Source organism: Novosphingobium naphthalenivorans NBRC 102051, assembly GCF_001590985.1.
GTDB classification, from domain to species: domain Bacteria; phylum Pseudomonadota; class Alphaproteobacteria; order Sphingomonadales; family Sphingomonadaceae; genus Novosphingobium; species Novosphingobium naphthalenivorans.
The window spans coordinates 22,606-35,285 of the sequence record NZ_BCTX01000057.1 but is presented as its reverse complement, the minus strand read 5'-3'; the positions used below and the strand labels follow the sequence as shown (position 1 = coordinate 35,285).

13 protein-coding genes and 1 pseudogene are annotated in these 12,680 nt (G+C 61.0%); 4 read left to right on the top strand and 10 right to left on the bottom strand.

Annotated elements, in window-relative coordinates:
- The 4 genes and pseudogenes from NN5_RS25930 to NN5_RS17245 form a co-directional block, all read right to left on the bottom strand.
- Positions 1-267: pseudogene (locus tag NN5_RS25930) on the bottom strand (Atxe2 family lasso peptide isopeptidase); the annotation flags it as partial.
- 149 nt (positions 268-416) lie between these two features.
- Positions 417-3,002, bottom strand: a complete 2,586-nt coding sequence (locus NN5_RS17255) for a TonB-dependent receptor domain-containing protein (RefSeq protein WP_067736113.1) — start codon at positions 3,000-3,002, stop codon at positions 417-419.
- A gap of 90 nt (positions 3,003-3,092) precedes the next feature.
- The gene (locus tag NN5_RS17250) at positions 3,093-4,052 is read right to left on the bottom strand and encodes a FecR family protein (RefSeq protein WP_217998684.1); all 960 of its coding nucleotides are present in this window, start codon (positions 4,050-4,052) and stop codon (positions 3,093-3,095) included.
- A 68-nt stretch (positions 4,053-4,120) separates the two neighbouring features.
- Entirely contained in the window at positions 4,121-4,729 is a 609-nt protein-coding gene (locus tag NN5_RS17245; protein WP_067736107.1) for an RNA polymerase sigma factor, read from the bottom strand.
- Between the two features lie 328 nt (positions 4,730-5,057).
- Here NN5_RS17245 and NN5_RS17240 point away from each other — a divergent pair, with 328 nt between their 5' ends.
- The 3 genes from NN5_RS17240 to NN5_RS17230 all read left to right on the top strand — a co-directional run bounded on the left by NN5_RS17240 (position 5,058) and on the right by NN5_RS17230 (position 6,611).
- A complete protein-coding gene (locus NN5_RS17240) occupies positions 5,058-5,981 on the top strand; it encodes a nucleotidyltransferase and HEPN domain-containing protein (RefSeq protein WP_067736104.1) in 924 nt (307 codons plus the stop codon).
- 70 nt (positions 5,982-6,051) lie between these two features.
- Positions 6,052-6,321, top strand: coding sequence for a CopG family ribbon-helix-helix protein (locus NN5_RS17235; RefSeq protein WP_067736101.1), 270 nt, complete (start codon positions 6,052-6,054; stop codon positions 6,319-6,321).
- A complete protein-coding gene (locus tag NN5_RS17230) occupies positions 6,318-6,611 on the top strand; it encodes a type II toxin-antitoxin system RelE/ParE family toxin (RefSeq protein WP_067736098.1) in 294 nt (97 codons plus the stop codon). The genes NN5_RS17235 and NN5_RS17230 overlap by 4 nt, the downstream gene beginning before the upstream one ends.
- 21 nt (positions 6,612-6,632) lie before the next feature.
- On the opposite strand, the gene NN5_RS17225 is transcribed toward NN5_RS17230, so the two are convergent.
- The 6 genes from NN5_RS17225 to NN5_RS17205 form a co-directional block, all read right to left on the bottom strand.
- Entirely contained in the window at positions 6,633-7,043 is a 411-nt protein-coding gene (locus NN5_RS17225; RefSeq protein WP_067736095.1) for a MarR family winged helix-turn-helix transcriptional regulator, read from the bottom strand.
- Positions 7,036-8,001: a phytanoyl-CoA dioxygenase family protein gene (locus NN5_RS17220; protein WP_067736122.1), complete on the bottom strand. Its 966-nt coding sequence runs from the start codon at positions 7,999-8,001 to the stop codon at positions 7,036-7,038. The genes NN5_RS17225 and NN5_RS17220 overlap by 8 nt, the downstream gene beginning before the upstream one ends.
- Positions 8,002-8,003: 2 nt before the next feature.
- A complete protein-coding gene (locus NN5_RS17215) occupies positions 8,004-8,618 on the bottom strand; it encodes an acyl-homoserine-lactone synthase (protein ID WP_067736092.1) in 615 nt (204 codons plus the stop codon).
- A 62-nt stretch (positions 8,619-8,680) separates the two neighbouring features.
- The gene (locus tag NN5_RS17210; protein ID WP_067736089.1) at positions 8,681-9,448 is read right to left on the bottom strand and encodes a helix-turn-helix transcriptional regulator; all 768 of its coding nucleotides are present in this window, start codon (positions 9,446-9,448) and stop codon (positions 8,681-8,683) included.
- 237 nt (positions 9,449-9,685) lie between these two features.
- The gene (locus NN5_RS25265) at positions 9,686-9,898 is read right to left on the bottom strand and encodes a helix-turn-helix transcriptional regulator (RefSeq protein WP_505766365.1); all 213 of its coding nucleotides are present in this window, start codon (positions 9,896-9,898) and stop codon (positions 9,686-9,688) included.
- 323 nt (positions 9,899-10,221) lie between these two features.
- A complete protein-coding gene (locus NN5_RS17205) occupies positions 10,222-10,440 on the bottom strand; it encodes a helix-turn-helix domain-containing protein (RefSeq protein ID WP_067736086.1) in 219 nt (72 codons plus the stop codon).
- Between the two features lie 523 nt (positions 10,441-10,963).
- On the opposite strand from NN5_RS17205, the gene NN5_RS17200 reads away from it, so the two are divergent.
- A complete protein-coding gene (locus NN5_RS17200) occupies positions 10,964-12,295 on the top strand; it encodes a tyrosine-type recombinase/integrase (protein WP_067736083.1) in 1,332 nt (443 codons plus the stop codon).
- The last annotated feature ends 385 nt before the right edge of the window (positions 12,296-12,680 follow it).

Below are 12,680 nucleotides of genomic sequence, written 5' to 3'. Positions count from 1 at the left end.
TTTTGCGAAGCCCGAGGGGAAATCTGCCTTTCCTGGTAGCTCAGGGAAGCGCCAGCGAATGATATCCGGATGCTGATCGACGAGGTTGGGCTGTGCGCCAGGGCGTGCCTCCATCACGGCCATGCCCTGACAATAGGTATTGTTCTGCGGATCCGCCCGGTGGATTTCGAATGCCAGCCATTTTCCATCAGGCGACACCGAAACTATCGGCTTCCGCATATCCGGGATGGAGCCGATATCGCGCAGTTGCACGAGGTCGAGCGGCATCAGGGCCCGATGCGGTCCATCCTTGTCCAGCTTGCCGGGGACGAGCGAGCCACAAGCCATAGGGGCTGCCGAAGCCGATTCCGCGCAGAGCAGGCCAGCCAGCAGCAGTGCTGCCGTCGCCGCGCGGGCAAGGATGAATCGCATGGTGCTTACCAGGCCTTGGACAGGCCAAGGCTGACACTTCGGCCTATTACGGGGTAATTGGTGGCATCGTAGGTCGGTGCGGCCGCGGACGAATTGCGGATCGTGGCCGGCATCTCGTTGAAGATGTTGAGCAGCGAAAGCGTGACCTCGATGCCCGAGAGAAATCCTGCGGTTTCCGAGGTCCGTACCTGCGCGACGGCATCGACGCTGGTGTAGGAGCCGACGCGAACGTAGGGTTGGTAGCGATCATCGCGCGTCCCGCCGATGTAGGTGATACTCGGGCTCAGCGTGAAATTGCCGCGCTGCCAGGTCGCACTGCCCCGCGCGCGCCAGTGCGGGGGATCGAAGATCGTGCCGGCACGCTGGATCGTCGGTTGACCTTCGCTCAGCTTCTGGTTGCTCTTGAGGTAGCTGACAGCGGCATTGAACCCCAACTGGTCCCCGCGTGCGAAAGTCAGCTGATAGTCCGCCGAGGCATCGATACCCTCCAGGGTCTGGCTTGCGGCATTCTGCAGACTGTTGTCGACGATAGCCCCGACATTGGCAGGATCGAACACCTGTCCGGTCTGATTGACGAGCCCGAGCGGCAATTCGGCAATGACCGCGTTCACCTGGTCTGCCGTCGGATTGTAGATGATCAGCCGGTCGTAGATGTCGTTCCCGAAAACCTGCGAGGACGAGGTTGCCGGTTGAACGACCCGGTCCTTGTAACGGGTATGAAAGTAGCTGACCTCCAGGCGAAGGCCCTCGGCGAATGTCGGCGTTGCGGTCACCGTAGCGGTCCAGGTCGTCGCCTTTTCCGGCTTCAGGTCCGGGCTCACGCCGCCGAGCAGGATAACAGGCTGACCGCCGGGCGCTGCCGGTACGAAGTAGCTAGCGTTTAGGAGATTACCTTCGGGAACCTTGTTGATCTGCGCCAGTGTCGGGGCCTTGAACGATTTGCCCCAGGTGCCCTTGATCGCAAGACCGCTGACCGGTTCATAGACAACGCCGAACTTGGGCGTCGTCGTGCCGCCAAAGCGCTCGTAATCCTCGTAGCGCGCCGCGCCTGTCAGCCGAAAGCGATGAACCAGCGGCACGCTGTTCTCCGGACCGACCAGAGGAAGCGAGAGTTCGCCATAGCCGAACCACACATCCTGCCCGCTCGTGTAATCGACAAGCGTGCTCGTGACGCCGCTGCGTGTTGACCGGATGTTGGCGTCGAGGCTGACAGACCGCCACCCGCCGCCCAATGCGAGCCGAGCCTCTCCGCCGGGCAGTTGTAGAAGGCTGCCTTCCGCGCTCGCTTCCAGCGTATCCAGGGTGTTGTCATAGAAGATGCGGTTGCGGGAGAACTCCGCGCCGCCCAGATTGGTTACGGTTGCCGCATCGGAATCGCTGCGGCCATGGACATAGCCCAATGTGGCCAGCCATCCGCCAGGCAAGGCGGCCTTGAGGCGCGGGGCGATGGACCAGGATTGGACATCCCGCTGCGCCGCCGTGCCATTTACGGTGAAGTCGCCTGTAGCGAGGAACGCCAGAGCCGTTTTGGAACGGCGTTTGCTGAACTGGCCATCGATCTCGACACTGAACGTGTCGTTGAGCTGCTGATGCCCGGCAAGGACCGCGCTCTTCTGATTGAGCGAGGGATAAAGCGTGGTCGAGCCGTCGAGCGCCGAGGTGATCGAGCGCTGCCCGGCAGTCACGTCCGTGGAACGGCTGAAGTCGCCTGCCACCATGAAGCCGCCGCTGTCCCAGCGGCTTCCCGTCACGAGATTGTACTGCTGCTGGACATTGCCGCCTTCGGTCGCGACGCCGAGGCGCGCGGATATCTTGCCGCCCTCGTAATCCTGGCGAAGGATAACATTGGCGACGCCGCCAACCGCATCCGAACCATAGAGCGCCGAGGATCCGTCGGCGACGATTTCCACACGGTCGATCGCCACGAGCGGGATGGCGGAGATATCGACGCCCTGTACGACGGAATCGTAAGCCGCACGGTGACCGTTGATGAGCGTGAGTGTCGCGTCAGCGCCAAGGCCCCGCAGGTTCAGGGTCGAGGAGGAGTTGAAGTTTTCCGATCCCTCCTGAACACTGCCGATGACACCGGGGTTCTGTCCGCCCGCATAGTTCTGGGGCACACTGCGCGCATAGGCGCCAAGGTCGGTGATGCCGCGCCGTTCGATCTCTTCGCGGCTGCTGGCAACGACCGGCGAAGTCGGCACCGCGCCGCGTATGCGCGATCCGGTGACCATGATTTCCGGCCCCACGGCCGCAGGGTCGCCTGCCGATTGCGGCGAAGGGGAATTCTCCCGGATGAACACGGTGCGACCGGAAACTTGCGCAGTAAGGTCTGTTCCCTTGAGGAGGAGCGCGATGGCCTCTGCGGCGCTGTAGCGCCCCTTGAGGGCTGGTGCGCGTTTGCCGTTCAGGGCCTCGGACGTTGCGGCCAGTTCGAGGCCGGCAGTGCGCGTAACGGCATGAAGCGAAAACTTGAGTTCTTGCGCCGGGAGATCGAAATCACGCCGGGTGTCCTCCTGCGCCTGTGCGACCGAGCAGATCGCCGTGCTGGAAAGTATGGCCGCGATTAGTAGCCGGCTCTTGTTGTCCATGTCCTTGCCCCTGTGGAGCCCGCGTCATGTGCGGGCATCAGGGCTAGACGGCGATGGGCCGAAACCGGTGCGCGAAAAAATACAAAAAATTCATCGCGACCGCAGAATGAGCTTGCCCGGTTGGCTTCTATCGACCGTCAGGTCGAGCAGCACGGCGAGCTTGCGCGCGACCGCATCGGCGTCGCGGATGTCGAGATCGACGAACATCTCTTTCTGCAGAAGCCCGGGTTCAGACACTGAAATCCTGCTGCTGGAATAGGCGTTGGTCTGGGCAATGATGTCGGCGAGCGGCATGTCTTCGAAACTCATCGTCCCCGACAGCCACCGGCCGTCCGCGGCGGGAGCGGCCTGCGGAACCGGCGCGACGGCCTGCTGACGCGCCGCAAATTCCAGTTTCTGGCCAGGAACGAGCCTCACCGGGGCATCCCCGTTCGCGGATGAATTGCGCGCCATGGCGACCTCGACCGCGCCGAGCATTAGGTGCACGCGCACCGTGCCGCGCACTTCGACGTCGAACACGGTCCCTGTTGCCGTAACGCTTCCGCCGGGTGTCAGCACCACGAAAGGCCGCGAGGTATCGTGCGCGACTTCGAAGCGGACGCGGCCGCGGGACAATTCAATCATGCGCCGGTCCGCTGAATAGCGGATGGCAATGGCACTGTCCCTGTCGAGCGTGACGACCGAACCATCGGGGAGCCGCGTGCGGCGAATATCATTGGCATCGGAGGACCAGGATTGGGCGACTATAGGGGCACCGGAACTGATGGAGTCCCCGGGCCTTTGCTGATCGCGCAGCACCAGAAACGCGGCCGAACTGGCTGCCAGGACCGAAGCGAGGACCGCGATCGCCCATACGAAGCCAGAATTGCGCAAGGGCCTTCCTTTTGTGGCTCTCGGCGTTGCGGGGTACAGATCGAGCTGGGTGGCACTCCATGTGGCGAGGCGCATTTCCCGGGCAACGCGGTTGTACACGATGAGGTGGTCTGGGTTGCGAACGATCCATCGCTCGAGCCCTGGACGGTGCCGCTCGGGGTCGTCGGCCATCTTCATCGCCCATTTATAGGCCTGGCGTTCGATCCGGTGCATCGGTGGGAAACGTCCTTTTGCTTTGCCGAGACTCACCGGTGCCTCCGGTTCTGATCGAGATGGGCAATGGCCTGCAGCATGTCGCGCTTTACGGTAAAGACCGTGAGGCCCAGACGCGCAGCGATTTCCTTGTAGGTATATCCCTCGACGCGGCTGAGCAGAAAGACCTTCAGCACTCGCGGTTTGAGTTGGCGCAGGACCTGCTCGTAATGGACAAGCTCCTCGCGCGCCTCGAGTTGCTGGTGCTGATCGTACTCGACCGGGCGGTCCAACCCTTCGACCAGGGGTACAGAGATTTGTGCAAGGCGGGTCGACCCGTGCTGGGCCTGGTCGATGAGCAGATTGCTGGCGATCCGGCGCAGATAGGCCTGAGGCGTTGCCATCTGCGTGGAAGGGGCCGCGCGCAGGAACCGCGTAATGGCTTCCTGCGCGAGATCGTCCGCCTCGTCAGGGCTAGCGAACCTTGCCTGCCGGCGGAAGAAACGGATTAGCCTCGGGCGCTCCGAGCAAAGCAGGTCGGCCAGTTGCCGTTCCCGTTCCGCTGGGTTGCTGGCGCCGGTACCGGGGCCGCCGGTTTCGACGCAATCGGATGCTTCGTCCAGAGCGGCGGACGTACGCGGTGACAGGTGCGGAGAGCGCATGGGCAACACAGCCTGCGCCGGCCAAATACGAAGCGTTCCCGGCAAGCGGGACATTCGAAGCTAAGGTGTGCCGTGAGCCGAAGCGCTCCAGCCGACCGGCCATTGCGGACGGGCGTGATGATGCCTGGCAGGATTATCCTGAAGACGGACGCCAGCATTTCCGTCTCATCACCGGAATATGGAACAAACCATGGACTCCGGCAAGCCCTGGCCGGAATGAGGGGAGGGAGGGGCAATTAAATTGTTGCAAGAAGGCGCAATTATTGTGTGCCGTCGCATGCAATTGGCGCTGGGCAATCTTGCGGTGTTGCGTTTAGGGTGACGGTCCATGCGTACGGGAATTGATCATCTGCCTCCGGCCAAGCAGCGCGAACTGGAGCGCGTCGTCGGCGTTATCTTCGAGGAATTTCGTGAGGCGACCGAGCATGCGACCGGTCCGCGCTCGCGTGCCCAAATCCTGAAAATCGTCCTGTTCGGATCATACAGCCGCGGCGATTGGGTCGATGCACCGCTCTCGGCCAACCAGTACAAGAGCGACTACGACATCCTCATCATCGTCAGCCAGAAGGATCTCGCCGACCGGGCCAGGTACTGGGCCAAGTGCGAGGAGCGGCTGATCCGCGAGTACATGATCGAGAAGTCCCTGCGCACGCCGGTGAACTTCATTGTTCATTCGCTTCAGGAGGTGAACGATGGTCTGGCCCACGGCCGCATCTTCTTCCTGGAGATGGCGAAGGAAGGCATCGCGCTTTACGAAAGTGACGAGCGCGAGCTTCATCAGCCCAAGCCCAAGACGCCCAAGGAGGCGCTGGTCATGGCGAGGGAGTATTTTGAAGAGTGGTTTCCCAGTGCCGGGGAATTCTTCGACGATTTCCGATCAAATTGTGAGCGGGGACGCTTCAAGAAGGCGGCCTTCGAACTGCACCAAGCAACCGAGCGGCTCTACTCATGTATGCTGTTAGTGGTGCAGAACTATACGCCCTACAATCACAACATCGCTTTTCTGCGCACCCAGGCCGAGCGCCTCGATGGGCGGATGGTCGGCATCTGGCCTGAAGGCGCGCGTCGCGAACGGGCGATGTTCCAGAAGTTGAAGGAAGCCTACACCAAGGCCCGCTACTCCAAGCACTACCGGATCAGCGAAGAGGAACTCACCTGGCTCGGCGAGCGTGTCGAGGAACTGGGCCGGGTGGTCCACCTGATCTGCAGCGACAAGATCGCGGAACTGGAAAAGGCCGCTGCGCCGGTCTGAACGGTGTTGCTCCTTGCGCTAAGGACCATGAGCGATTAGCTTTCAATCAAACTGATTGAAAGCTAATCATATGGCAGCTTCTACCCGCGTCATCACCGCCCATGTGTCCGCCGATCTGGCGGACAAGGTCGATGTCCTGGCGGAACGGATGGACCGGTCGCGTGGCTGGATCATGAAGCAGGCCCTGACCGCATGGATCGACCAGGAAGAGGCGCGACATCAGCTGACCCTTGAAGCGCTGCATGATGTCGATGCCGGCAATGTGATCGACCATCAGAGCATCGTCGCCTGGGCCGAGAGCCTTTCCACGAAAGATCCGTTGGCCCCGCCCCTGGCATGAAGATCCAGTGGACCAGCAAGGCCTCATCCGACCTTGTCCGCCTTCATGAACATCTGAAACCTGTCGCACCCGATGCGGCGGCGCGCATTGTCCAGGAATTGGCCCGTGCGCCGGGCCGGTTGCTGGATTACCCCCGCCTTGGCGAGAGGCTGGATGCCTTCGATCCTCGCGAAGTGCGCCGGATCATCGTGGGCAATTACGAAATGCGCTACGAAATCTCGCAGGCCACGATTTTCATTCTGCGCCTCTGGCATTGCCGGGAAAATCGGGGCGCTGGTCCCGATAACTGAGCATCCTCGAGCGGGCGGCGCTTAATCGGCGCTGGAATGCGCTCTGCCACCCGAACCGCACTGGCAGCACGATGTCATGAGCATGTGCGTCAGCGTGTCGAATAGTTCATCCATCATGCCGCCAAACGGCGATGTCAGCTGGATGCCGACGCGCCGAAGGTCACTTTCATCGACGGTGCGCTCCACGAAGCCTTTATGCACCATGATGTCGATCTTGCGGTGCGCGCTGGAAATGGGAATGTTTGCCGAAACGCTGAGCTGCCAGATGTAGAGCAGTTGGCCTTCCCGGTCCGCGACATAAAGTTCGAGCAGCATGTCCCAGATCGGATTGGTGCATAGGCCGGCCCCGAGCAGCTCCTTTGCGAGCTTGCGCTGAAGGATCAGCGTTCGGCACAGGGCGAGGCGCTTGCCATCGGTGGGGGCGCTATCCATGGGATGCCTGCACATCGCGATCCAATGTAGCGGAAAGAAAGGACTGGCCGGGCCTGGCATCGGATTGCTCGGGGTCAATGATGCCGCTTCGCCATGCCCTGATAAGCTCTTCCTGTTCAGGCAGCAGCGCGTCCACCGCACCCGGCGTTTCGACTGTGCCGTCAAGCAGGAGGGAGGGGCAGCGGCCCTCGTAAGTACCCAGGTTCGGGCGATGAACCCGGTATCCGGCAAGGCGCGCAAGGCTCCTTGGAAATTGCCGTGCTACCTCCGGCGGGTAGGCCAGCCAGGGAAGCTCGTAGGGCTTCAGCCAGCCGAGACAGTAACTGATGATCACACCGCGGCGGGGAAGGGCGGTGCGATTGGCGCCGGCAGCGTGCAGGGTTGAGCCCAGGAACACGAGTGCCGAGCCCGGTGCCATTTCTGCCATGACTGCTTCCTCGGGGGCGATGAGCAATTCATCCTGCCGCCGGTGGCTCCCGGGCCACACCAGCGTGGCGCCGTTGTCCTGCGTGAAGTCCGACAGCGGCCACATGACGTTGATCAGGAATTCCATGCCGTGTTCACGGTCAACGAAGCCGCTACAAGGCCACATGTCCTGATCGCGATGGGGCACCTGTTGGCTCGCCCCGGGAGTGAGCTCGATCGCCTGGGTCAGATTGAGAGAGAAATGATCGCACCATGGCCCCAGCATCTCTTCGGAAATCCGCAGGATCAGGTCGTGCTCGACCAGGCTTGCGACATGCGGCGATCGCTTGAGCAGGCCGGCAAAGCGCCGTGTCTCGGCGCCGGAAAAGCTGCCTTTTGAAAATTCGGTGGCGGCAAATTGCGCGTCGAGGCCGGTGCCGAGTGCTGCGATCAGATCGACCGTAACCAGATCCTTGATGATCGTGTAGCCCTGTTCATGGAGATCGGCCACGCAACGGGCGTATGGTGAGGCAGTGCTCATGGTTTTCTCCATCATCACTGGCTCAGGGCAACAAGCGGTGCGAGTGTCTCCGACCATATTCCGGTCGCTTCCAGCCGCGCGGGCGTTTCGTCGTCGATGTGGATCATCAGGGCGGCGAGCATTCCACAGGGAAGATCGTGCGGCAGGCCAAGAGGCTCGCAGCGCCATCCGAATGAGAGAATCTGGTTGTACCAGGGCATGTCTGCGACGCAGCAGTAAGCGCGAACGCCGTTATCCCGCGCAAAGACCGTCAGGGCAGTCGCCAGCTGATTGCGCACGTACCGCCTCTCGGCCGCACGGATGCTGCGGGACAGGCACAGCCGCGAAATCTCCCAGACATCCGGTGCGCTCGGCGGTCCCAGATCGCACAGGCCCGGGAAGACATTTCCCAGCACATGGGGCTGGGTGGTGGGCAAGAGCCGCAGCGAACCCAGATGCTTGCCGTCGGTGCCTGCGATGATGAGATAGATCGTCGAGGGCGTGTCGAACTGGTCGATTTCGTAGCGCCCATCGAGCGCGGGCAAATCCCAGCGCAGCAGATCGATGAATACGCGTTTGCGTTCCTGGTACATCTGGGCAAGCAGCGCGCCTTGCGCCGCTGCCCATCCGCCTTGAATGACGTGGGCCATGTTCGCCATCTCCTGTTGTGATGGCGAAAGGATCAGCGAAACGGACCTTCGCGAAAATTCCTCTATTTAGAGGATGTCCGGCGCAGACTGTGAAAGCAGATATGGCCATCGAACAAGGACCGGAACACCAGCGCAGTCCGCTTGAAAACACCGCATTTGCGCATGGCGGCGGTGATGTGCTGATGAACCGTCGCTTCGGAGAGGCCCAGAGCGTGGGCGATCTGGGTATCCCCCATGCCGGATGCGACCAGTCCCACGCAATCGACCTCACGCGGGCTGAAACGTGGCAGGGACGGCGCCGTTCGCTCCAAGCCAAGCCGCACGCGAACCAGTTTGCGCGCGGCTTCAAAGCCAAAGCCTGCGACAATATGCGTTGCCCCCCGAATGTGCGGCGTCATGGAAACCGGCTGCGAGGTCGCGAAGGAGCATGTCCCCCGGTATTCCCCCGGCGAATGCACGGGCACGGTGACGCCATCCTGAAGGCCGAAACTGGCACCTTCCTTGAGGATGGTGCGCTGGCGCCTGCTCTGTATCACCTCCGCGCCGATGGCATGCCAGGCGTAGGGTGTGTTGCGGCCGATGCTGGCGGCATGCACCGGATCGTCGAGATAGTAGCGCTCGGTCAGGATTCGTTCGACCCAGCCGTCAGGGTAGTTCGAAATCGCAACCGCCTCTTCGGACGCTGCCACGAGGTCGACATGGCTGACGAACGCAAATTGCTCGAAGCCCAGCCTGCGGGTCGTCTCCAGCATGAGGTCAAAGAAGTCCGCATCTGACCGCACTTGGCCGAGGCAGAGAAGAAACTCGATAAGCTCTGAACCGATAAACATCCCGCACTTCCCCTGTTGAAGCGCAGGCATTCGGCTTGGCTGGTTAGCAATCCTTCATCGCAATATCGCGGTGCCCCCGCTCAGCCAGGCCATTCGCCTGCAGTCAGCACACGCGGCAGGGCGTAAATTTGGTGTCGACGTTCCATCGGAGACGGACATTCGCATCCGATTTCGCGCCGGGGCCGGATCACGCCAAGCCGCAGTTAGAGAATGACATTTATGTGGCGCTGTGATGGGTTACATTTTGGAAATGCCGTTTGCGCTTTGCTGCAAATTTTTCCCGCATTTCGCATGGTAGTCCTTGGGCGATTCCATCCATTCCAGGACAGACGATAGCCGCCAACCCACAGCTCTGGCACCTATTGGGATTTGAGGGGGAAAGGTGCCTTCCGCAATCATTCGGTAGATTGCCGCGCGGGAGCGTCCGGTTTTCCTCGTGACGTCCCCCATTCGGAGGAACCTGTCTTCATGTTCGTTCATGCAAACCGATCCTTCATCGGTCTGCCCGCTGCCCCAAATCTGCTGGAAAGGCCGCTCGATGGCAAGGCATTATGAAGAGCGGGAAGGCTGGCAAAGGGAGAAGTGCTGCTTCAGTTGCTCCCGTCGCCAGCATAAGCGCTAGGCCCGGTGGTTGGAGCGTCATCGGCTGGTTGGTCTGCAATGTCCGGCATGCCTTCCTGCCCAGCGTGCGGCCTGACCTCGGTTGCCCGTTCTTCGATCTCCACTGATCGCCGCGACCAGCCGGTTTTCGTAATGGATCGGGATATCCATGTTTAGGCCTGGGAATTGCCGGCCGCGGCCAGTCGCAGTTCGGCCGAATTGGCTGCGGCAAGAGCTCTGCCTAATTTTGCAGCAGGCTTGCCGGCTTCGAGGTCGACGATGAAACGTTCCCCGCTGTTGATGGCAAGTGCCAGATCCCGCTGGGTAAGGCGAAGGGCCTTGCGGGCAGCGGCGACAACGGCGCCGAATTGGGAGTCATCTTCGATGACCATTTTTTCTTACCGATCGGGAAGAATGTCCTTCGGCAGGAGGCAATCGGTCATATTTCTTCCCGATCGGTAAGATGTGCGGATGTGCGTTGACGGGAATTCAAATGTGGCAGGTCGTTGATGTCTGCCCTCTCCCGTTCGCCTGAGAGCGAATTAGGAAGGAGGGAGGCGGGGCAATCGGTTTGACGTTCCAGGCCGGTTGCGGTTAGAAACCTGCTTGCAATTGCAGTCGATAAGTGACTGTTTTGCTGACCTGAAATGGAAAGAGGGCCCCAAAGAGGGTCCCTGACTGACATCAACGAGGATAACGCCCATGTTTCAGCACATTATGGGCGTGGTTTGGCGGACACCCTCTCCGCCAGATACTCGTTCCCAGCAGTGCGTAGCAGTCCACTGGGGTTGACAAAAACCCCGGGAATCTCACGTTTATCGCTTCAGCTCGTTCCTGACGGTTCGCACGCCTCCACAACTCTGTGCGTGATCCGACACGGTATCGAGTTCCGAAAATACGGTATCGGAGTGCGGTATGCTAAGCGATGCAAAACTGAGAGCAGCCAAGCCAAAGGATAAGTCATACAAACTGTCGGACGGGCAGCAGCTCTATCTTTTTGTCACGTCAAAGGGCGGCAAGCTGTGGCGGATGGACTACAGCTTCGATGGGAAGCGCAAATCTCTCTCGCTTGGCCCCTATCCGCTCGTGAGTCTTACGCAAGCGCGTGAGAAACGAGATGACGCCAAGAGGCTGTTGGCTGAGGGTGTCGATCCCGGCGTCGCCAAGAAACTCAAGGTGAAGGCCAACATCGAGGCGGCACGTAATACCTTCGAAAAAGTTGCGCGCGAGTGGCATGAGGCAAACAAGTCTCAATGGGCCAAGCGCCATGCTGCCGATGTGCTCAGGTCGTTCGAGCGCGATGTCTTTCCTGCCCTGGGCAACCTGCCGATCGGCTCGATCACGCCGCCCAAGCTGCTCGAGACCTTGCGGGCGATCGAGGCGCGCTCGGCTATCGAGACGGCCAAGCGGATCCGGCAGCGTATTTCCGGCGTCTATGCCTACGCGATCGCTTGCGGCATTGCAGAGACCGACCCGTCCGAAAAGGTCGGGGCGGCACTCAAGCCCATGCCGCGAAAGGGGCGTCAGCCGGCCATCACCGATATTGTCGAGTTGCGGACGATGCTGGCCGCGGTCGATCAGGACAGCGCTCGTCCGATCACACGTCTGGCATTGCGACTCATTGCGCTGACGGCGGTGAGGCCGGGCGAACTGCGCGGGGCGGAATGGACCGAGTTCGAGGATCTCGGCGGGGACGCCCCTCTCTGGCGGATACCCGCCGCCCGCATGAAAGGTGACCGCGAGCGGAAGGACGAAGTCGGGGGTGATCACCTCGTTCCGTTGGCTCCGGAAAGCGTTGAAGTCATCCGCACGGTGTGGAAGCTGACGGGTTCAGGCCGCCTGGTCTTTCCGAGTGCCAGGCATCTTCATCATCCCATGAGCGAAAACGCGCTTGGTTATCTTCTGAACCGGGCAGGGTACCACGGCCGTCACGTGCCGCATGGTTTTCGCGCGGCATTTTCGACGGTCATGAACGAATGGGCAAACAAGCACGGCCGTCCCGACGACAGGGCCGTGATCGACCTGATGCTGGCCCATGTGCCCAAGAACAAAGTGGAGGGCGCCTATAACCGGGCAGCCTTCATGGAACGGCGGCGTGAACTGGCCGTGGAATGGGCACGCCTTCTGGTTCCCGGTCTCAAGTCCCCCGCTGCGCTGTTGCCGCTCAAGCGCAAGCACCGGCTGGGAGACAAACGGTTCGAGCGGCAAACAAAGGGCGTACCGCATTTACGGCTGGTCAAAAGTTAACTTGCCCGTGATCGTCTGATGGGGAGACTTTCCGCCAACTACCCAACAGGTGTTCGCGACAATCGCTGCGATGTGATTATCGTGTGCCGCGCGACACCAAATGTTTCGCCGGGTGGTTGGGATTATGTCCAGGTCCATTGCGACTAAAAGTCCCGGCAGATAGTCTCAAGGCTTTCTCCCCACGCCCGGCGAATTCAATCTTTTAATCCACCCGGCCGTGTGGTTCGAACGTCTTCTGCCAGTTTGCCTATTGCTTTGTGCCGACCGGTCCCTAGGCTTATGGCGCGCCTTATTGGGCGCCAAGGCTAGCCAGCCGGGTTATCGGGAAATTGGGCCGGAGCTTAAGAGCTTTCCGGACAGCCGCCGCGAATGTCCAGGCCATCTT

Excerpts from the sequence above, each read along its gene's own strand:
- NN5_RS17255 (WP_067736113.1), bottom strand. The coding sequence starts at position 3,002 with ATGGACAACAAGAGCCGGCTACTAATCGCGGCCATACTTTCCAGCACG.
- NN5_RS17250 (WP_217998684.1), bottom strand. The coding sequence starts at position 4,052 with ATGAAGATGGCCGACGACCCCGAGCGGCACCGTCCAGGGCTCGAGCGA.
- NN5_RS17245 (WP_067736107.1), bottom strand. The coding sequence starts at position 4,729 with ATGCGCTCTCCGCACCTGTCACCGCGTACGTCCGCCGCTCTGGACGAA.
- NN5_RS17240 (WP_067736104.1), top strand. The coding sequence starts at position 5,058 with ATGCGTACGGGAATTGATCATCTGCCTCCGGCCAAGCAGCGCGAACTG.
- NN5_RS17235 (WP_067736101.1), top strand. The coding sequence starts at position 6,052 with ATGGCAGCTTCTACCCGCGTCATCACCGCCCATGTGTCCGCCGATCTG.
- NN5_RS17230 (WP_067736098.1), top strand. The coding sequence starts at position 6,318 with ATGAAGATCCAGTGGACCAGCAAGGCCTCATCCGACCTTGTCCGCCTT.
- NN5_RS17225 (WP_067736095.1), bottom strand. The coding sequence starts at position 7,043 with ATGGATAGCGCCCCCACCGATGGCAAGCGCCTCGCCCTGTGCCGAACG.
- NN5_RS17220 (WP_067736122.1), bottom strand. The coding sequence starts at position 8,001 with ATGGAGAAAACCATGAGCACTGCCTCACCATACGCCCGTTGCGTGGCC.
- NN5_RS17215 (WP_067736092.1), bottom strand. The coding sequence starts at position 8,618 with ATGGCCCACGTCATTCAAGGCGGATGGGCAGCGGCGCAAGGCGCGCTG.
- NN5_RS17210 (WP_067736089.1), bottom strand. The coding sequence starts at position 9,448 with ATGTTTATCGGTTCAGAGCTTATCGAGTTTCTTCTCTGCCTCGGCCAA.
- NN5_RS25265 (WP_505766365.1), bottom strand. The coding sequence starts at position 9,898 with ATGGGGGACGTCACGAGGAAAACCGGACGCTCCCGCGCGGCAATCTAC.
- NN5_RS17205 (WP_067736086.1), bottom strand. The coding sequence starts at position 10,440 with ATGGTCATCGAAGATGACTCCCAATTCGGCGCCGTTGTCGCCGCTGCC.
- NN5_RS17200 (WP_067736083.1), top strand. The coding sequence starts at position 10,964 with ATGCTAAGCGATGCAAAACTGAGAGCAGCCAAGCCAAAGGATAAGTCA.